Genomic DNA, 19,350 nt, shown 5'->3' with positions numbered 1-19,350 from the left:
TCATGAAAGCCATCAACATTAGAGAGTTCGGCGCGGCGGACGTACTTGAGCTAGCAGATGCTCCCAATCCTGAAGTACGCCCGACTGACTTGCTGGTGAGGGTTTATGCCGCTGGTGTGAACCGTGCAGATCTGACTCACCGAACCGGCGGCTATGGTCATCCTAATTTTGGTGATTCACTGATCATCGGGCTTGAAATCGCAGGTGAGGTAATCGCCAAGGGTGATTTGGTCTCGGGCTTCGAAGTCGGTGATCGAGTGATGGGCGTCGTTGGAGGTGGGGCCTATGCCGAGCTTGCACGCATCGACTACCGCATGGCCATGCTGATACCTGCGCAGTTGGACTATGTGCACGCAGCAGCTATTCCCGAGGTCTTCGTCACCGCCCATGAAGCAATGATGCACCTGGCTCGCCTCAAGTCTGGCGACTCGGTATTAATCCATGCCGCTGCGGGTGGTGTGGGTTCTGCCGCCGTCCAACTAGCATACGCCACCGGAGCCACGGTATATGCGACAACCGAAGGCAGCAAGCTGGCGCGTGTCGAGCATTTAGGCGCGGATGTCGCCATTGACTACAAGACGCAGGACTTTGCTGAAGTAATCGCAGACAAAACCAATGGCCGAGGGGTTGATGTCGTCATTGATTTTGTTGGCGAGCCCTACTTTGCACGCAACATCGCATCACTTGCTCATGGAGGCCGGCTTGTCCAGGTCGGCATCCTGGGCGGAGGCGGCAAGGTCAGCGTCGAGTTGGAGCATATCCTTTACCGCCACTTGCAAATCATCGGTACTGTCATGAAGTCCCGCACACAGCCAGAGAAGCACGACATGATCAAGCGCTTCCGCGAGCACTGGCTTGATCGCTTCGATGGCGCAGGAAGTCTGGAGCCGGTAGTTGATAGCACTTTCCCGCTGTCACGATCTGCCGATGCCCATCGCCGAATGGAGTCTTCCGAAAACGTTGGAAAAATCATCCTGACGATGCAACCTGCTGACTTGATTTGAGCACGGCTTTAGATTGCGCTCTTCAAAGAAAGGCCAAGGTGCTTCCTATGCATCTTTGCACTCTCCAGGTGATGGGCGTGCTTTGTACGCCGAACTCACCCTGGACTTTTAATTTGCATAAGTGCTGGGGCCATTTGGCCTCAGCAGTACCGAGTGGATCCGCATCAAACCTTTAATCGTCGTGAATCAAGGGTAATAAAGATGCCAACTCATTTCGCGAAAAAATCCTGACCTCATTTGCGTTGCTTGCATCATTCGCAACGGCAACATCGGTGTTTGAATATACCCACCTGAAGAGCGAAACACCGGCTGCTGAAAGCACGCTACATATAGCTCGAGCAAGCTGCATGTTTCATCTCTGCTTCACTGGAGCATGGAATGCAGGCATACCGTGATAGGCTTCCACGTAACTAGAATGGCTCCTTCCAGGGTATCCACGCCCGAAGGGACAGGCTCAAATCAGGAACGTGTTTATGTCACTCAAAAATGCCTTCGCTGCCGTGCTTAAAGCGATGCGAGCTGGTAAAGGACTGACTCAGCGGAACCTGGCTGAAGTCAGCAGTCGGACATACGTCTCGAAACTAGAACGCGGTCAATCGAGTCCAACGCTAGAGATGATCACCGCGCTTAGCGGCCCACTCAATGTGCATCCTCTGACCCTAGTAGCCATTACCCTTTGCGCCGAATCGGGGGAGTCCACCAACGCTTTGCTGCGCCGGGCTCAAGATGAATTAGCAGATCTAGCCCGTGACGGAATTCTTATGAGTTTGTCGATTTCGTCGCACGATGGCTCGCCGGTGGCACGTCCTTTTACTAAGATCTCAAGTCGTCGCTCAGTGACGAACTCTCCGCAAGTAGAATTCTGCTTCGTGGAGTAGACGATCCCCGACGCAGTGACACCGTATGGACTGATCGTACTCGTCAGCCAGCTATCTCGGGAAAGGAATGGCGTTACCTGTGGCGAAATAGCGCACGCATGAAACTTTTACATTGCTCCTTAATTCCGGCTAAATAATCGCCCCTCTACGCTGACCTTGAACATGTCCTCGTTGAAACGCATAAGCCCTTGGATCGCCTGCCTGGCCGTGTTGCTAAACATGTTTGCCATGCCGTTGAGCCGCGCTATGCAGACGCCGGATGTTCAGCTGATGCTTTGGGGTGGATTCTGCTCGGGAGGTGGTTCTCAAGCTTTACCTCCAGCCTTCGAGAAAACAATCGACACTGTCCAGCAAGCCCCTTCAAAAACGGTTATGCAGCACGGTGATTGCTGCTGTGGCCATGCTGGAATGGCAGCGCTTCCCTCTAACTACTACCGACACTTCTTACCGCAATACACATCCGACACTTCCCTCGACAATCCTGAACTGCCGAAGCTCCATCCCAGGATTCGATGGCCAAGCCTCAGTCCACGCGCCTCTCCCTTCGCCTGATCACAACGCCGCGACATTGCCCGGTGCTGTCTTTTTAAATCTTTTAGCGGCCTCGATGGACGCTAAACGCCCTTGAAGTTTCTTGATCATCAGGAAGTGCGTGCTATGCCTGCTTCACTTACTTTGCGTCATGCAAAGCGTCTGTCTGTGTCCCGTTCCCTATGGCCGTTGATGTCGGTTGGCCTATTCGCAATGAACCCTTTGTGCTCGGCTCTGGCCGATGTCGGTAAAGTCGAAGACTCGACCCTGACTTTGGGCACCGTGAACGTTCAGGGCACAGCCAGCGGCCCCTTGAGCACCAGCAGCGTGCTCAGCTCAGTGGATATCCTCGGGGGAGACATCTTGGAAAAGATGCCGGTCAATTACAGCTGGGAGTTGTTCAGCCGAGCTCCGGGGGTGATGCTCACGGAGTTCAACCAGGGCACGACCTCAGGGAAAATTTCCTTCCGGGGCTTTAACGGCGAAGGCGAAGTGAATGCCGTCAAACTGTTGATCGACGGCATTCCGAGCAACAGCAACGACGGCAACATGCCGTTCATGGACATGATTTTCCCCATGGAGCTGGACAGCATCGAGGTTGTCCGAGGCACCAGTGATGCGCGCTATGGTCTGAATAACATCGCCGGTAACGTCAACATGCTGACCCGCACCGGTGGGGACTACAACAAGGCGCGGATTCGGTACGGCAGCTTCAACACTCAGGAAACCCAACTTGCCAAGGGCATCGAAAGCAGCAACTGGACTCAGAACTACTTCTTTGCCTATCAAAAATCCGATGGCTACAGGGATCATTCCCAAGCAGACCGCTTTTCTATGTCTGGTAAGTGGTTTTACACACCGGATGACGACAGCTACCGAATCGGTTTGATCGCCCGTCACTACGAAGCTGAGGCTCAGGAGCCTGGCTATTTGACGGAAGATGATGCCCGCCATCATCCGACCATGACCAACAGTTTCAACGCCACCGACAAGGGCACTCGGCGTATGAATCAGGTCAGTCTGCATTTCGATACGGACTTGGCTGAGAACCTCGCATGGTCGGCGAAGACCTACGTCAACACCTTCGATGATCGACGCTGGACGCAATATTGGCGCACTAGCTCCCAACAGGAGCGTGATGCCTATGAAACTCAATATGGCGCCCTCACATCTCTGACATGGCGACCGGAGGTCAGCTGGCTGTATGACTTCGCCTTGGAAGGTGGTGCAGACGTGCAGCAGCAACAAAACAAGAGTGAGCGCTATCGCACCAAAGACCGTGCTCGTCTGGCAACTACCAGAGATCAGCAGTTCGACTTCGACACCTACGGCGCCTACGTCCAGGCCGAGATCAAACCTTTCCAGTCGCTGAAAATCGTACCGGCGTATCGGGTCGATAAAATCCAGGGGGATTTCACCAACGAAATGACCGGCCTAGATTACGATATCAACGACTATGGCCTGATCAAACAACCTAAGCTTAGCGTGGTCTATTCGCCCTGGGACGTGGCCAGTTTTTATGCTAACTGGGGCCGTACCTTCCAAGTTGGCACCGGCGCGGCAGCCTACAAAATCCCGCCAAGAGATACCGATCTGGCACCTTCAATCAATGAGGGTTGGGAAACAGGCATCAAGTTCACCCCGGCGGACTGGATTGATGGTCGCGTCGCCTACTGGCAGCAAGAAGCCTCGGGTGAAGTCAGTCGCCGCCTCAACGACCCGAGCGGCGAGTCGGACAACGTCGGTGAAACGCGACGGTGGGGTTATGACTTGCAGATGAACCTGCACCCAAACGAACGCACTGAAATATGGATGGCCTACTCTTGGCAGTATTCGAAAATACTCCAACCAAGCGCCACTTTGCCCAACAGCAAAGGCCAGGAAATCGACCATATCCCCCATCACCTTTACAACGCTGGGGTCAGCTATGACGCGACACCTGCGTTACAGCTGACGGCCTGGATGAACGGCCAGACCAACTACTACCTGGAACGAGAAAACACTAAAGGAACGTATGGCGGATACGTGCTGATGAACCTCGGCGCAACCTACAAAGTGACCGAGTCAGTGAGCGTCGATCTGCAGTTGAAAAACCTCACCAACCGCTATTATGAATACGTTTGGTACGACCCTGATGGTGCCCAAGCATCCCTGCACTCACCAGGTGATGGGCGCGCTTTGTACGCTGGGCTCACCCTGGACTTCTGAAGTGGTAACGGTTGAGAAACAGCGACTATTCTGAATACGCCTGATCACCGCAAGATGAATTGATGAGGAGAAAGGTTAGCAAACGAACTGCTCATAGCCCTATTCGACAAAACCAGTTCGTCATCCGTGAGATACAAAAGGGCCCTTGAGGGCCCTTTTGTTGTACTCACAAAAATCACTTGCTCAGCCAAGACTCAACAGTCGCGGCGCCGTGCTTCGATTTCCAATCTTTAAGCGTTTTGTGGTTACCACCCTTGGTTTCGACGACTTCACCTGTATGTGGGTTTTTATAAACCTTCAACTGGCGAGGCCTGCGGCTGCCTACCTTGGAATCGGCGGCTGGAGCGCGACGGCCAGCTTGTGGATCTAGCAGGTTGATCACGTCCTTAAGGCTGTAGCCGTATTTTACGAGCAAATCGCGCAGCTTCTTTTCGAAATCAATTTCTTTTTGCAGCCCTGCATCGCCTTTCAGAGCTTCGAGGGCTTGGAGCTGTTCCGCAAGGTGTTTTTCGAGCTGACGAAATTCTGCGAGCTTAGACATGAGATCCTCCCAATTAATTAGTATTGTGAAGTTACACCAAAATATACACTTCAATGAAGAAGGATTATTAATTCAGACATCGAATAAACTACTTGGTTATTTGCCATTGAGGGGGATGTAGCAAAAACTCTTGGTAAACGGAGACCCTATTAACAATAGGGGCGCTAGATTTCACGTCTATCCATCCAGTCAGTCACTGACTGGAATGGGGCGGCGGCGATTCAAGGTCAACGTCCGGCTGGTCAAAAGCTTTGATTTGCATGTAAGTGCCTAAACAAACTGCCTAGAGCTGCATGACGGCAAGCGCCCTACGTAGGGGGGCGTCGGATATCTGGATGGGGCCGTGGAATGGCACATCCATGTCCAATACAAGGTAAACAGAAGCGGCGATGAGCAATGAAGAGATGATGAACATTCCAATTACCATCGAGTTCCGTGGTGCGCGGTATCCAAAACTGGCGAAGATGAGTGTCAACCACGCGACCAGCATACCGATCAAAGGGCCCGGAATCGCCCCCTCTGACTGTTCGACGATCCTCCAGCGTTGCTCAATGAGCGAATGGTACTGCTGACGGATATCCTGAAGCATCGTTTCATGGAAGCGATCCGGAGGGGTTATACCGGTCAATGACTTCCCGATATCGTCCAAGTATTTGGCCGCCTCACTATTACGGTGCTGCAATGCTTCGTCACCTCGATATGGGGTCTCGATAGCACGCTCAAGGTAAGCGATCAGATGGCTCCTAGTATCTTGTGTCGCTTCTCCGTAGCCACGCAGAGTCCGGTCAAAAATTATCAGGCTGGTTGCATACCCATGGAAGTTTGCGTCAATTGACTCAAAGGTGTTCTTGGCAGAGTTGATCATCAGACCAAAGACCAGCGAAGTCATAACCACAAAAATGTTGGCTACCAAGCGAATGACGGTGTTGGTGTCGTCATCCCTATGGTGGGTCGCCAGCCTAGGGTACCAATGCATCATTAGAAGCGAGGCAGCAACTAGGCACGTGAAAATGGCCAGTGCGATCCAGAGTGAGTTCATGCATCCGCGCCCTGATCAATGGGGTCAAGTATTGAAGGATAGACTGTCGATTGTTCTGCGAATTCTGTTCGTCTAAGTTTTGAAATAGCCGCGATATTGGGCGGGGATCCGGCGTTGGTGAAAGACAGGTATTGGCTCAACGCAGACGTACCGTATGAGCCAGACGAGTTAATTTGAGCGAGCCACAATCTTGGAGGAGCGAACCCAGCCCCCCTCCCAAACCTGCCTTGGCTGTACTCGGCTACGTAGTGAGCAAACAAAATCATCAGCAATTGGCCAGTTACATGACATTTGAAGAGCTCGTCGCGTGTGACCTCAACCCGATATCGGCACCTGCACGACAGACCGCCAACTAGCATTCTGGTTGGTGTCATTTGCCGTGCTCATGATGTTGCTCGGGCCATTGATTGATCAGGGTGCTGCTTGGGTGAAGCATGCGGGATCGGCGGACGATCACTGCATGACGATGCAGAATGATTCGTACCGCCTTCAAGGCGCCCACCTTGACCACCTGCTAGATGCGTGCGGCTATTGCTCGTTGTTCTTCCACACTCCAAGTATTCCTCAGGCGCATTACCGCGATTGGGGCGCAGCGTTGCGAACTCTATGTGCAGTTGATCTGCTTAGAGATATTTAACATTCGGTTACAAAAGTCAGTGGAAGCGTTACGTTATAACGAATTAAGGTGCTGGCCGTTTGGCTCCGGACGTCAGCACGCTCTTGATCGCTGCTTCCGCGATATTGATTACCGTCGCCAGCCAGTTTCCCTTAATCACTGCGATCTGTAGTTTCGGAGATACCATGAAATCCGCCCCGGCCTCATTCGCTGTTCTAACAGCGCTGGCCTCAGCCGTCCTCCATGCCGCCGAGTCTGGAAATTCAACGATCACTCTGGGAGAGGTACGCATTTCGCAGCAGGAAAGTACCGCTTTGCGCACCGAGAACATACTTACTTCTGTCGATGTCCTAGGCGGCGATCAGGTAGAAGACAAGAACGTAATGAACAGCTGGCAGTTGCTGGGACAGATGCCCGGTATCCAGCTGACCGAGACAGGCCAAGGCGCCGAGTCCGGCAAAGCTACTTTTCGTGCGTTCAATGGCGAGGGCTACATCAACGGCATCAAGGTGCTGATCGACGGTATTCCGAGCAACGTCAACAGCGGCAACCAACGCTTTGTCGACATGATCTTCCCACTCGATATCGACCATATCGAAGTGGTACGTGGGACTAATGATCCGCGCTACGGCTTGCACAACATTGGCGGCAATATAAATTACGCCACCCGCCAGGGCGGAAACTACACCGATAGCCGCCTGACCTACGGCAGCTTTAATACCCGTGAAGTACAACTAGCCATCGGCCACGAAGACGGCAACTTCGCGCAGAACTACCTAATGGCCAAACAGGATTCGGACGGATCCCGCGATCATAGCAATTCGAATAAATATGCCTTGGGTGGCAAGTGGTTTCTCAGCAACGACGATCAAACCCTCCGGATCGGCGCCATCGCACGCCTCTATCACCATCAGGCTGACGAAGGTGGGTTCCTCACTCGCGAAGAGCTGCACGCCAGCCGTAAGGATTCGCCGGAAAAGAACGACAATGACCGTAGTGACCGCGACATGAAGCACTTGAGCCTGCACATGGACTGGCAGCCAAATGACGATCTGAACCTGAGCAGCAAGCTGTACTACAACAGCTACAACGATGACCGCTCGATCACCTTCACCAGTTATCAGCCTGGAAATGCTCCGCGCCAGCGTCGATTCTGGGACGAACAACAGCTTGGGATGCTGAACAATCTGACTTGGCGCGCCAACGACTGGCTCACGCTCGATGGCGGCATAAACTATGAGGAGCAGAACAACTCATACGAACGCAGACGTTTTGCGTATGGGGTGCCGACCGATTTCGATGCGCCACCAGCGCGCATTCAGAATGACGATCACTACACGTTGTATAACGTGGGTGGCTACGTTCAAGCGATTATCCAGCCGACCGACTCCCTTAAGATTATCCCCGCGATGCGTGTGGACAGGTTCAGCGGTAGTACCAAGGCGTTCAACGGCACTTCAATTGCAAAGGGGTCTCTGCAGGATTACGGTTGGATCGAGCAGCCCAAGCTCAGCGTGGTCTATAGCATCAATCAAGATATTGACGTCTATGCCAACTGGGGTCGCACCTTCCAGATACTCACCGGCAACGCCGATCCCGGTTATCTAATTAACGGGGCTTCCCACTACGATCCGTCAATCAATACCGGTAAGGAAGTAGGCATAAAATACCGCCCATTCGCCGGTACAGAGACGCGAGTTGCAGTATGGCAACAAGACGCAACCGATGAAGTGTCGAACATGCCAGCGACAGGCACGACAGTTGGACTCGGAGAGACTCGTCGTCGAGGTGTCGATATGCAGTTCACTACCCAGCTTAATGACCAATGGATGATATGGGGCTCGCATGCAATCCAAGAGGCCAAGGTGGTTAAAGCTTTTGATGCCAACGGCAAATCCTTGGCGGGCAAGGAAGTCTTCTCCACGCCAAGATATATCAGCAATCTGGGCGTCGATTATCGCATGAACGATGACTGGCGCTTCGGCATGCAGGCCCGAGCTCAAGGTGATTACTACATCGACACGGCTAATGAAGCCGGGAAATATGGTGGCTTCGCCGTGCTAGATGCCAATGTCAGCTATCGCTTGAGCGCAACGACCAGTATCGACCTTCAGGTTAAGAACCTGACCGACCGAGACTATGAGTACGTCTGGTACGACAACTTCTTCTGGGGAGGCGACGACCAGGCGATGTTTTCACCAGCACCAGGCCGTTCGGCTTATGTATCGCTCAATATGAAGCTTTAACACTGTGTTATCAAAGAGAGCAAAGTCAGAGGTATCTCTGGCTTTTTGGTTCTTGAATGTTTGACTCATTTAGCATTACGGGTAGAGCGTCGCATTCCTGCGCATTCGGCCCCTTCTGCGAAGATGCGCACTTTTAAGAGGCCTGAGCGCAATCCGCTCGGCGTTGGTAGTGGAGCTATGATGGCCTGGCGTGAGGATGAAATCGCGAACCACGTGCCCAATTGTGGTGGGGGCCTGTTTTCGAAAGAGCCCTACGAAGCCGGTTAGAGAGTAAGCCGGCCTGCCCCTGAGGAGCCAAGAATAAACGCCAATTTGGAGTGTGCCGGGCAGAGCCTACCGAGCTGCTCGTGAGTCCGAGTGCTCATTGATTGAGGAGTTGCTATGGCTCTCTCAGCTGTGTGAAGCGCTCTAGGCCAAGGCAGGCTTCCAGGCTATCGAGCTGTAGTTGGTAATCGGGCCAGAACAAGGATGGCCCCAGATCGAATCGATTGGTCTAATCTGGCACGGCTTCGCCTGTACTCGTAAGCCCTACACATAGCGCCTTTCCACCAAGCCTCTCACGCGCGTCAAAAATAACGTAATCATAAATTCCTTGGGATTGGAGTAGATACGCTGCGTATAGAACCCTACGAAACTCTACGTTTAGCGCTCTGAGACAGCAAACCCCAGAGCTTCGCTCGGTTGGGGCGGCGGCGTTGCAAACCGCAAAGTATTCCGACCGGAGCCCTTTGCTTCATAAAGTGCCGAATCTGCGATGGTAAGCAGGCTGGCTGTGGTGTCTCCTTCAGTGGGAACCACACAGCAAACACCGATACTGATGCGCAGCGAAATCTTTGTCTTATCATACTGAGCTGGCGATTCGGCCAACGAAGCGCGGAGCTCATCTAGCACAGCTACGGCCCCTTCAGTATTAGTGCTCGGCAGCAAGATCAAAAACTCCTCACCTCCATAACGACCAATACTGTCGGAATGGCGAATGCGCAGGGTTAGATGATTGGCACAGTGCCTAATAACTTCGTCTCCTGCCAGATGGCCATACCTGTCGTTTATGTGTTTGAAGTGATCGATATCGACCATAGCAACTGCCAGGCTCGAACCGTCTCGGCGCGCACGCTCCAACTCCGTCGAAAACTGATCAAGGATGGCTCGACGATTTAGGATACCGGTCAGCACATCTCGCAGCGCCATGTGCTGAAGCAAAGCCTCGCTGCGCTCTTTAGCCAGGAGCACCAAGCCCAGGGAGATCATCATCGCAGTGAAGGTATTTCCACAACCCACCTAGCAGTTCGTATAGGTGAAGCAATGGAAAGAGTGAGCTTCTTGTAAAACCTACCTTACGTGCGGGGTTCCATTTACCTGGAGAAAAAATGGGCGCGCTGCTGAGAGGAAGTCCGGTAATGCTGAGAGCGCTGCCGGCGAACCAAAAGTTAAGCCCAAAAAAGGGCCATCACTGGCCCCTATGTACTCAACCCCAAATCACTTGCTTAGCCAGGACTCGACAGTCGCTGCGCCATGCTGAGTTTTCCATTCCTTCAGGCCGCGATGGTTCCCGCCTTTCGTTTCAATGATTTCACCGGTGTGTGGGTTCTTATAAACCTTCACCTGGCGAGCCTTGCGTGTGGCTTTAGGCTCAGATACTAGAGCGCGGCGACCAGCTTGTGGATCAAGCAGGTTGATCACGTCCTTCAGGCTGTAGCTGTATTTTGCGAGCAAATCTCTCAGCTTCGTTTCGAATTCGATTTCTTTCTTGAGGCCGGCGTCACCCTTGAGAGCCTCAAGCGCTTGGAGCTGTTCGGCGAGGTGTTTTTCGAGTTGACGAAATTCTGCGAGTTTGGACATGGGAGTTTCCTGAGCAATTAGTATTGTCACGTCACATCAGAATAGACACTCGAATGAAGGAGAAGACTCAACTCTTAGACCCTATAAAATGCTGGGTGTCCTTCGCTTCTGATTGAATCAACTCGCTATCGGTAGGCGCGTAAGAAAAAGCTGGAGGAGCCAACAAGTTGGGCTCCCCATTTCTCGCGCTAGAGCTTGAAACGCGAAACGACAGTACGCAGTTCCCCTGCCAACAGCGACAGCTCCTCAGCAGTCAAAGCGTTGTCCTCTATGCCTTCCATTAGCGCCACACTGCCGTTACGAATCTCGGTCACATTGCGATTGATATCCTCCGAGACAGCATGCTGCTGAACCGCCGCGCTGGCTATCTGGGTGTTCATGCCGACGATTTGCTCAACGCCGTCATTGATTGCATCCAGGCTGGTCGAGGCCTGATCAGCCGACTCGATGCATTCCTGCGCGCGCAGCTTGCCCGCTTTCATTTGCTCGACGGCGTCGCCTGTCGCCAGTTGCAGCTCCTGGATAATCCGGCGGATCTCTTCAGTGGAGTTTTGTGTGCGCGAGGCCAGCGTTCTGACCTCGTCGGCGACCACCGCGAATCCTCGACCCTGCTCACCGGCGCGGGCCGCCTCAATGGCCGCGTTCAACGCCAACAGGTTTGTTTGATCAGCAATGTTACGGATCACCTCAATAACGCCGCCGATCTGCTGGCTGTGTTGCGCAAGCGCCGAAACCTTTTGCGCACTGCGATCCACCTCATCGGCCAAGGCTTCAATAGTCACGCGGGTTTCCTGCATCCTCGCCAGGCCGGTGTTGGAGGACTGGCTGGCGTGCTCTGCGGCGTGGGCGGCGCCCTCGGTGTTTTGCGCCACGTCCGCAACGCTGGTGGTCATCTCGTTGATAGCCGTAGCGACTTGTTCGGTTTCGCTTTGCTGTGCGCTCATCGCGCGTTTAGCCGTGTCAATCGACACCCCAATGCGCTGCGCCGCATCGGAGACCGATTGTGAACTGCGCTCGACCTGAGCCAGCGAAGAGCTAAACGCCTGCGCCATATGGTTAAGGCCGTTGCCCACATCGGCCATTTCGTCTTTACCGCGCACGTGAATGCGCACGCTCAGGTCGCCCTGAGCAATGAGTTGGGTGGCAATCAACACATCGTTGATAGTGCGACGCATGGCGCTGTAAATGCCGCTGAACACATACACCAGCAACAGGCCAAGAACCACAAACATGCCGAGAATGAATAGGCGTTCCGAAGTTTTTTCCTGAACACGGCGTTCAAGCGCATTCAGTAGTGCTTCTTGCAACGTGTCTTGCGCCTTGTACAACTCAGCCACCACCGCATTGCCTTTGGCTGGCAGATTCTGAACGCCGGTGATGGTGTCGCTTGGTGCGTCAATCAATACTTCAAGGTCGGCGCGGAAACTGTCCAGGCTCACAAAAGCACTGGTGATCGGTGCCTGAATACTATCAGCGAGGGCAGGTTCTCTGCGACGCAACAGGGCCAGGCTTTGTTGAAGTTCTTTGTGGATGAGTAACTCATTTTTGAGCATCGACTTAATAACGCTGCGCGCACCCGAACTCAACTTTTGTCCGTCATGCAGTCCGCTGGCAAGCCCCCGCAATTGCCCGACGATGTTGATTTGCCGTGGCAGCCTCAAGGTGCTCTGGTCGATCATGAAAAGCGATGCGTAATCTTCATCCAACACCATGCCCGACGTGGCCGAGACGTAGTAAACGAAGTTCAATGTCTCGGTGAGTTGATCGTTCCAGTTGTCGAACATCTCGTTTGGGTTGGCATCGGCCTTTGCCTGCTCGATCAACCGCTGTGCCGCCGTGTACAGACGCTGCACGCGATCACCGGTTTCCAGCTGCGTGTTGAATTGCCTGTCGGTTGCGGCCAGTTTCGAAAACGCGTCCTCCAGCTTCATCTGGTTGGCCGATAGATCGGCTTGAGCGGTTCTATCACCGCTGAGAAAGCGGTTCGTCAACGCACGTTGCAACATTGATAAGCGCAGTACAGGTGTGACGTCCAACAGATAGCGCTGGCCCAATTGTTCCGAGCGAATAACCTCAAGGCTCTCGTTTATCTGATGGATGACGCGCGTACCGAGTAGAACCAGAGGGATGAAGACAATGATTGCGAGCACACCAAATTTCGTGGGGAAGCGTAATCGGTTAGCCAGGTGTACGGCAGGAGCAAGGATATTCATAGAGTTCTCACAGCCCGGAACGGGACGGTTTGTAGTTGGTTTTTGTTGAGAACGCTCCATTTTCTCGAGTGCCTGGCTCTGTCTGGCTCATTCGGCTAATCACGTTTTATGTAATTAAACGTTTCAGTCATCCTGTCGGCATTCAGATTGATAACTTTATGAAAAGTTGTACATATATTTATTTTTGTACAACCTTGGAACGCCTCGAGAGCGGTGATGTCGATGAGCCATCAACGCTTCAAAACGGCTCTTTATCGGGAAGCGCTGCAGTCGCTAATTTAGTTAGGCGAATGGATCGCCGAGCAGGCCTTGCGGTACATCCAGTTGCTGTACGAAATCGAGAGCGAAGTCCGCGACCTGGAACCGGATTTACGACGCCAAATACGGCAGGAAAAAGCTGTGCCGGTGATGGATAGGCTGCATGCCTGAATGATCGCCCAGCGCGATCTGGTGCCCGAACGTTCGGCCATCAGTAGAGTGCTGGATTACAGCCTGAAGCGCTGGGCAGCGCTGTCGCGCTACCTGGAAGACGGGGTCGTCCCCATAGACAACAATTGGTGTGGAAATCAAATCAGGCCATGGGCTCTTGGACGCAAGAACTGACTCTTCGCCGGATCGCTGCGCAGCGGAAAACCGGCGGCGGCGATCATGATTGTGATCCAGTCTGCGCGACTGAATGGGCATGATGTTTATGCTTATTTGAAGGACGTGCTCACGCGTCTGCCGACGTAGCGGGCGAGTTTGATCGATCAGTTGCTACCGCATAAGTGACAACCGGTTTAATCAAGCTAGGCGTGATGGACGGACGCATACGCAGGGTCTTGAAAATGACTTAATCGTACTGATACGACGAATGGAGATTTTGTGTAGGGATACCACCAACTCTGGTCTATATAGCAAGAAAATTGGCGTGATGTAGTCGAGGATAGCGCTCTTTGCCTGGGACGTGTGAGCGCCCGCCTGTCATTTGTGGTGTGGCGGTTACAGGATGAACGGTAACGTTTACACCACTCATTCGCGCGACTCAAGCAGTGACTATAAGTGACGTCGCGATTCGACACGTTGAACAGAAATTGCGAAAGTACCCTCGCAACCTGCTTGTTCAACTCTACGACTGCCCATGTGAAACGTGAACAGCCCTAATAAGCACTGTCGTTAGCGCGTATTTCTATCTGTGGTGGGGGGTCGATACCGACCACTCGATTACGTCCCGCACGCTTGGCTGCATATGCACGACCATCTGCAACTTTTAACAGATCGTCAAGGTGCTCGCAATTACTACCGAAAACTGCGACACCCGCACTCAGGGTCATGTTCAGTTGCTGGTCAATGAGCTCTAAGGGCGTCGCGGCAAGGTGCTCGCGCAAGGTTTCTGCGATTAGCATGGCCTGTTCCGCCCTGGCCCCCGGCAACAGAGCGGCGAACTCCTCTCCGCCCAGACGACAAAGTAGATCGGTGGCTCGCAGACGTTTCGTTAGTACGCTGGCAAAATGGCAGAGCGCTTGGTCACCTGCGTCATGGCCAAAACGGTCGTTAATTTGCTTGAAGTGATCTATATCCAGGTACACCAGCGCTAGGGGCGAACCATTGCGTAGGGCCCACTCTGACTCACGCTGAAATACCTCGGCCAGCTTTGCGCGATTAGCCAACCCGGTTAAGTGGTCGGTAGTCACTAGCTCTATCAGACGCTGTTCGGTAAGAACTCGGGTACGCTCATAAGTGTGCGAGAAAATGGTGATTGCCAATGTCGCTAGACCAATGTCGAGAACGAAGCCAATATCGTCCACTGGACTCTTTTCTGCATGGTGCCTGGTGATCATGTACAGGCCAAGACTGACGAACAGCAGAGAACCAATCAGCCCCAGACGTAAGCCAAGCAGCAGGTAAAGAATTATCGGTATGGTCTGGATCCAGGCAAATATTCCTACCGATGTCTCTGGCGAGGCGAGCGTGAACATCATAACAGTGAAAAATGGCAGCAGATAAATGATGGTCAGGGCTTGTAGTTGTTTGGTGCGGTCAATGATCATCAGCATGTACAGCGAGATGAACGCGTAAGCTAGTTCCAGCCCGGCCAGCAGCCAGTAACCACGGTTGGCGTTGAACAGTGAGAAGAAGATACCAAAGCACAGAGTTGTCCAAAGCAGCGACTTGAGCATCATGCGTCTGTGTTTCTCGCTATGGTCAATACGGTTGGGCATCGTATTTCCTTCGGTCATGCAAGCTGTAGTGGCAATTGGCTACCACCAGTGTACCTCTTATCCACACTGAAATTGGCAACTCCGCCAACCACCTATCTATTACCGTCGAGAGTCGATTTTCGGTCGCGCTGAATTAAGCGGGCCGCCGAATCACATCGACCTGATTTGGGTATAAGGTAAAAGCTGTCCGCTAGGCTCTATTTTGTGACCTAGGAACCGTGAGGTAGCCCTGGAAAAGTCAACTGTCCCCAATGCTAGCCCCCCCCTTGAGTGTTGATGTGAAAGAAAAGAATCCCGAAGCGGTAGGATTTATTTACATTGCGGGTGTGTTCAAACAGGTCTTTCTCCGCTGGATGGCGAGGGCCGCCCCTCCCCTTGCTGTACCTGAGCCTGCCCGGCTAGAGCTGTAGTAGTGAATCGCTCCTAGCTTATGCTTCGGGGCGATTCATTATTCAACAGGCCGGCATCCTTTGATTCGGTAGCAATTGCACGATCTTACTGGCTCTCTGTGTCGGCAACGTGTCAGCACATCTTTGAGATAATGTAGCCAGCTCCTCCAGCAAATGCTCTTGACTGCCAAGGCCGATATTGCCGCTCAGGTCTGCAGATGCAGGGCATTTCTCCTCATCCAATACATGCAGCAAGGTCAGGGGAGCGCTGAGGCGTAGCCAGGCCCATGCTACGTAATCGAAGACCGCCAATGAGGATTATGAGTTATCAATGCATGCCGTTACGTGGGTCATTGTCGTTCTCCTTAGTGGCTTATGAGCTTGTCGATGGCACCGGGTTTGTCATGAACAGCGAATCGGTCAACGATTGTTGCGCTGGCTTCATTGAGACCGAGCACTTCAACCTCCGCGCCTTCACGGCGGAACTTGATCACGACCTTATCCAGCGCTGCGACGGCGGTGATATCCCAGAAATGCGCCTGTGTCAGATCGATGGTGACTTTGTTGAGAGCTTCCTTGAAGTCAAAAACTTCAGTGAACTTGTCAGCAGAGCTAAAGAACACCTGGCCCACGACGCGGTAAGTCCGATGCGATTCCGTCTCTTCCAGTGTGCTCTCGATATCTAGGTAGTGCCCGACCTTATTGGCAAAAAACAGCGAAGCCAGCAGCACACCTACAAGTACGCCATAGGCTAGGTTGTGAGTGGCAACGACGACCACGACAGTCGCCACCATAACAAGGTTGGTCGACAGCGGATGCTCTTTCAGATTGCGCAAGGAATCCCAGCTAAACGTGCCGATGGACACCATAATCATCACTGCTACCAGTGCCGCCATAGGGATTTTGGAGAGCCACTCGCCAAGAAATACCACCATCAGCAGCAGGAAAATGCCGGCACACAATGTTGATAGACGGGTACGACCACCGGATTTCACGTTGATGATCGATTGGCCGATCATGGCGCAACCTGCCATGCCGCCAAGCATGCCGGCAGCGATGTTGGCCACACCCTGGCCTTTGCACTCGCGGTTTTTATTGCTGGTGGTATCGGTCAGATCGTCGACGATAGTCGCGGTCATCATTGACTCGAGTAGACCTACTACGGCCAAGGCAGCCGAGTAAGGGAAAATGATGCGCAGGGTTTCAAAGTTCAGCGGCACTTCGGGCCAAAGGAAAATCGGCAACGTATCCGGCAGTTGGCCCATGTCGCCTACAGTGCGGATATCCAAGCCAAGGTAAATGGCGATGGCAGTCAGGGTCAGGATGCACACCAACGGTGACGGAATCAGCTTGCCGATCTTCGGTACGTATGGGAACAGGTAGATGATCCCGAGACCCGCTGCGGTCATGGCATATACGTGCCAGGTGACATTCGTAAGTTCCGGCAACTGCGCCATGAAAATCAGGATCGCCAATGCGTTTACGAAACCTGTGACTACCGACCGTGAAACAAACCGCATCAACGAGCCAAGCTTCAGGTAGCCGGCAAGGATTTGAAGTACGCCACATAGTAGGGTCGCGGCCAGGAGGTACTGAAGTCCATGCTCTTTTACCAGCGTAACCATCAGCAGTGCCATGGCGCCTGTCGCCGCCGAGATCATTCCGGGACGCCCGCCGATAAAGGCGATGACGGCACAAATACAGAAAGAGGCGTACAGACCGACTTTGGGATCTACCCCGGCGATGATGGAAAAGGCGATGGCCTCCGGGATCAGCGCGAGTGCGACGACGACTCCTGCGAGCACGTCTCCGCGAACGTTAGAAAACCACGTTTGATTAATTTTTTGCAGCATAGAAATATCCAAGGCAATGCACCGCACGCACACCACACAAATGGCGAGCGCATCGATACGAATTCAAATTGTGAGGATTATTTGACTGTGTGCTTTGGGTGTAAGAACCGGGCATACAGCAGCAAGCACCGCGGGCGAAACAGGCGGGTGCGAGGTGTTGCGAGGGGGCGTAGCGCTAAGGTGGCGTAGGCTGCCAGTAGATCGTTTGGAGTACAGTCATGCTGATGTTCCTGTAGCTCAAGGCGGAGGCGGCACTGATAATACCTTAAAGCTAATTTTGATTGCGACCCGTTACCTGACCGACGGCGCTTCGCATTAAGTGATGCCCTTCAACGGCGCTTCTTCTACTCCGCTCTACCTGCCGGCCCCCTCCTTATCCCACTCGCTGCGCTCCAAGGCCGTTTGGAGCCAACGTGTTATTTGTATAGTCTTGCCCTGAATACGGCCACTTGAACGGGGGTTCCGGATTGATCAAACCGATAATGCTGTTACGCCGAGGCTTCGCCTCCATGCGCTGGCGCACCAGGGTCACGTTGTGGATTGCGGCAACCATTGCCGGTCTGCTAGTGGTGGCTTTTGCAAGGTTGGCCGACGTAGCCCTGGCGCAGTTTGCTCAACAGACCGCTGAGAGAGCGTGGCTTCCTCTTATTTACACCCCACTGATCGGCATGCTCGTAGTCTGGGTGACAACACGTTTTTTCATTGGCGCCCAAGGCAGCGGAATTCCTCAGGTAATCGCGGCAACACGGCTTGCGCGTCAAGGTAAGCCCATTAACCGACTGGTTTCACTACGCATTGCTTTCGCCAAGATAAGCCTTGGAACTCTGGCGCTGACGGGTGGCTTTTCGGCGGGGCGTGAAGGCCCCTCAGTTCAGGTTGCCGCGTCCATCATGCACTTCTTTCACCGATTCCTGCCCAATGCACGAATCGTACGCAGCGAGGATCTCATCCTGGCGGGAGGTGCGGCGGGTATTGCAGCTGCATTCAATACGCCCTTGGCAGGGATTGCATTCGCGGTAGAAGAACTGGGACGCAAGCTGGAAACCCGTACCAGTGGCGTTCTTCTCAGTACCATCATCCTTTCCGGGATGGTCGCGATTGCGCTGCAGGGAAACTACAACTACTTCGGTCATTTCGGCATTCAGGACATCAACCTGGACATAGTCATCCCGGCATTAGTGATAGCCATTGGATGTGGCCTGTTGGGTGGTTCGTTTAGCCGGATGTTGTTATGGCCACAACGGCATCCACATTTCATGATCTGGCAATGGAGGCGCCTGCACCCAGTGTGGTTTGCCGGAATCTGTGGATTGGTCGTCGCAATATTGGGTTGGTTGAGTGGCGGAATGTCGTTCGGTAGTGGGTACGGCATTACCTCTCAGGTCATCGCATCTGATGTAGCCCTGCCATGGCACGCCCCCATTACTCGCTTCTTGGCGACCGTAGTGACGTATTTTTCCGGTATTCCAGGAGGTATTTTCGCCCCCTCGCTCGCTGTAGGGGCCGCAGTCGGCGCCAATACCGCAGAGCTATTCCATCTGGCCGCGCAGCCCACTATTGCACTCTGCATGGTCGGATTTCTGGCTGCCGTTACTCAGTCGCCAATCACCTCAGCAATCATTGTGATGGAGATGATTGATAGCCACAGTATGGTGATCAGTCTCATGGCCGTCGCTTTGATTGCCAAGGCTGTCAGTTCAAGAATGGGCCCTGAGTTGTATCAGCAATTGGCGCGAGGCTTTCTCGAGAGTGCAGAACCTGCCGCTGCGCCAAAGAACCCAGCTCGATAGGC

General features: G+C 53.4%; 12 protein-coding genes and 3 pseudogenes. 7 read left to right on the top strand and 8 right to left on the bottom strand.

Translation table 11 applies throughout. The annotated features are described in order from the left end of the window. Positions 1–2: 2 nt before the first annotated feature. The 4 genes from M2497_RS13230 (at position 3) to M2497_RS13215 (ending at position 4,621) form a co-directional block, all read left to right on the top strand. Entirely contained in the window at positions 3–1,004 is a 1,002-nt protein-coding gene (locus M2497_RS13230; protein ID WP_248487885.1) for an NAD(P)H-quinone oxidoreductase, read from the top strand. A gap of 473 nt (positions 1,005–1,477) precedes the next feature. Beyond that, positions 1,478–1,882, top strand: coding sequence for a helix-turn-helix domain-containing protein (locus M2497_RS13225; protein WP_282579049.1), 405 nt, complete (start codon positions 1,478–1,480; stop codon positions 1,880–1,882). A 162-nt stretch (positions 1,883–2,044) separates the two neighbouring features. Beyond that, positions 2,045–2,434, top strand: coding sequence for a DUF2946 domain-containing protein (locus M2497_RS13220; RefSeq protein WP_248487884.1), 390 nt, complete (start codon positions 2,045–2,047; stop codon positions 2,432–2,434). Between the two features lie 192 nt (positions 2,435–2,626). After that, positions 2,627–4,621, top strand: coding sequence for a TonB-dependent receptor (locus M2497_RS13215; protein ID WP_248488197.1), 1,995 nt, complete (start codon positions 2,627–2,629; stop codon positions 4,619–4,621). Positions 4,622–4,796: 175 nt separating this feature from the next. Here M2497_RS13215 and M2497_RS13210 read toward each other — a convergent pair whose 3' ends face one another. Both M2497_RS13210 and M2497_RS13205 read right to left on the bottom strand, forming a co-directional pair. After that, the gene (locus tag M2497_RS13210) at positions 4,797–5,162 is read right to left on the bottom strand and encodes a histone-like nucleoid-structuring protein, MvaT/MvaU family (RefSeq protein WP_248487883.1); all 366 of its coding nucleotides are present in this window, start codon (positions 5,160–5,162) and stop codon (positions 4,797–4,799) included. 283 nt (positions 5,163–5,445) lie between these two features. After that, on the bottom strand, positions 5,446–6,201 hold the full coding sequence (locus M2497_RS13205) for a hypothetical protein (protein ID WP_248487882.1): 756 nt from the start codon (positions 6,199–6,201) through the stop codon (positions 5,446–5,448). A gap of 801 nt (positions 6,202–7,002) precedes the next feature. On the opposite strand from M2497_RS13205, the gene M2497_RS13200 reads away from it, so the two are divergent. Beyond that, the gene (locus tag M2497_RS13200; RefSeq protein WP_348984779.1) at positions 7,003–9,063 is read left to right on the top strand and encodes a TonB-dependent receptor; all 2,061 of its coding nucleotides are present in this window, start codon (positions 7,003–7,005) and stop codon (positions 9,061–9,063) included. A gap of 642 nt (positions 9,064–9,705) precedes the next feature. Here the strand turns inward: M2497_RS13200 and M2497_RS13195 are convergent. The 3 genes and pseudogenes from M2497_RS13195 to M2497_RS13185 form a co-directional block, all read right to left on the bottom strand. Then, a pseudogene (locus M2497_RS13195) lies at positions 9,706–10,326 on the bottom strand (GGDEF domain-containing protein); the annotation flags it as partial. A 213-nt stretch (positions 10,327–10,539) separates the two neighbouring features. After that, entirely contained in the window at positions 10,540–10,902 is a 363-nt protein-coding gene (locus tag M2497_RS13190; protein ID WP_248487880.1) for a histone-like nucleoid-structuring protein, MvaT/MvaU family, read from the bottom strand. Positions 10,903–11,090: 188 nt separating this feature from the next. Then, positions 11,091–13,115 carry a methyl-accepting chemotaxis protein gene (locus M2497_RS13185; protein ID WP_248487879.1) on the bottom strand — a complete coding sequence of 675 codons (2,025 nt, stop codon included), beginning with the start codon at positions 13,113–13,115 and terminating at the stop codon, positions 11,091–11,093. Between the two features lie 294 nt (positions 13,116–13,409). Here M2497_RS13185 and M2497_RS13180 point away from each other — a divergent pair. Beyond that, positions 13,410–13,847 (top strand): annotated as a pseudogene (locus tag M2497_RS13180) (transposase); the annotation flags it as partial. 407 nt (positions 13,848–14,254) lie between these two features. Here M2497_RS13180 and M2497_RS13175 read toward each other — a convergent pair. The 3 genes and pseudogenes from M2497_RS13175 to M2497_RS13160 form a co-directional block, all read right to left on the bottom strand. Further along, positions 14,255–15,316 carry a GGDEF domain-containing protein gene (locus tag M2497_RS13175; protein WP_236295262.1) on the bottom strand — a complete coding sequence of 354 codons (1,062 nt, stop codon included), beginning with the start codon at positions 15,314–15,316 and terminating at the stop codon, positions 14,255–14,257. Between the two features lie 539 nt (positions 15,317–15,855). Next, positions 15,856–16,017: pseudogene (locus tag M2497_RS13165) on the bottom strand (universal stress protein); the annotation flags it as partial. 53 nt (positions 16,018–16,070) lie between these two features. Then, positions 16,071–17,558 carry a SulP family inorganic anion transporter gene (locus tag M2497_RS13160; protein WP_122757363.1) on the bottom strand — a complete coding sequence of 496 codons (1,488 nt, stop codon included), beginning with the start codon at positions 17,556–17,558 and terminating at the stop codon, positions 16,071–16,073. Positions 17,559–18,025: 467 nt separating this feature from the next. Between M2497_RS13160 and M2497_RS13155 the strand changes: the two genes are divergently transcribed. Further along, on the top strand, positions 18,026–19,348 hold the full coding sequence (locus M2497_RS13155; protein WP_122757361.1) for a chloride channel protein: 1,323 nt from the start codon (positions 18,026–18,028) through the stop codon (positions 19,346–19,348). The last annotated feature ends 2 nt before the right edge of the window (positions 19,349–19,350 follow it).

It is taken from the genome of Pseudomonas sp. CYM-20-01 (assembly GCF_023169845.1).
GTDB lineage: Bacteria > Pseudomonadota > Gammaproteobacteria > Pseudomonadales > Pseudomonadaceae > Aquipseudomonas > Aquipseudomonas azotoformans.
Note: the sequence above shows the minus strand (reverse complement) of the source record. Positions and strands in the feature narration are given on the sequence as shown.

Coding starts and splice junctions, on each gene's coding strand:
- M2497_RS13230 (WP_248487885.1), top strand. CDS start 3: ATGAAAGCCATCAACATTAGAGAGTTCGGCGCGGCGGACGTACTTGAG.
- M2497_RS13225 (WP_282579049.1), top strand. CDS start 1,478: ATGTCACTCAAAAATGCCTTCGCTGCCGTGCTTAAAGCGATGCGAGCT.
- M2497_RS13220 (WP_248487884.1), top strand. CDS start 2,045: ATGTCCTCGTTGAAACGCATAAGCCCTTGGATCGCCTGCCTGGCCGTG.
- M2497_RS13215 (WP_248488197.1), top strand. CDS start 2,627: ATGAACCCTTTGTGCTCGGCTCTGGCCGATGTCGGTAAAGTCGAAGAC.
- M2497_RS13210 (WP_248487883.1), bottom strand. CDS start 5,162: ATGTCTAAGCTCGCAGAATTTCGTCAGCTCGAAAAACACCTTGCGGAA.
- M2497_RS13205 (WP_248487882.1), bottom strand. CDS start 6,201: ATGAACTCACTCTGGATCGCACTGGCCATTTTCACGTGCCTAGTTGCT.
- M2497_RS13200 (WP_348984779.1), top strand. CDS start 7,003: ATGAAATCCGCCCCGGCCTCATTCGCTGTTCTAACAGCGCTGGCCTCA.
- M2497_RS13190 (WP_248487880.1), bottom strand. CDS start 10,902: ATGTCCAAACTCGCAGAATTTCGTCAACTCGAAAAACACCTCGCCGAA.
- M2497_RS13185 (WP_248487879.1), bottom strand. CDS start 13,115: ATGAATATCCTTGCTCCTGCCGTACACCTGGCTAACCGATTACGCTTC.
- M2497_RS13175 (WP_236295262.1), bottom strand. CDS start 15,316: ATGCCCAACCGTATTGACCATAGCGAGAAACACAGACGCATGATGCTC.
- M2497_RS13160 (WP_122757363.1), bottom strand. CDS start 17,558: ATGCTGCAAAAAATTAATCAAACGTGGTTTTCTAACGTTCGCGGAGAC.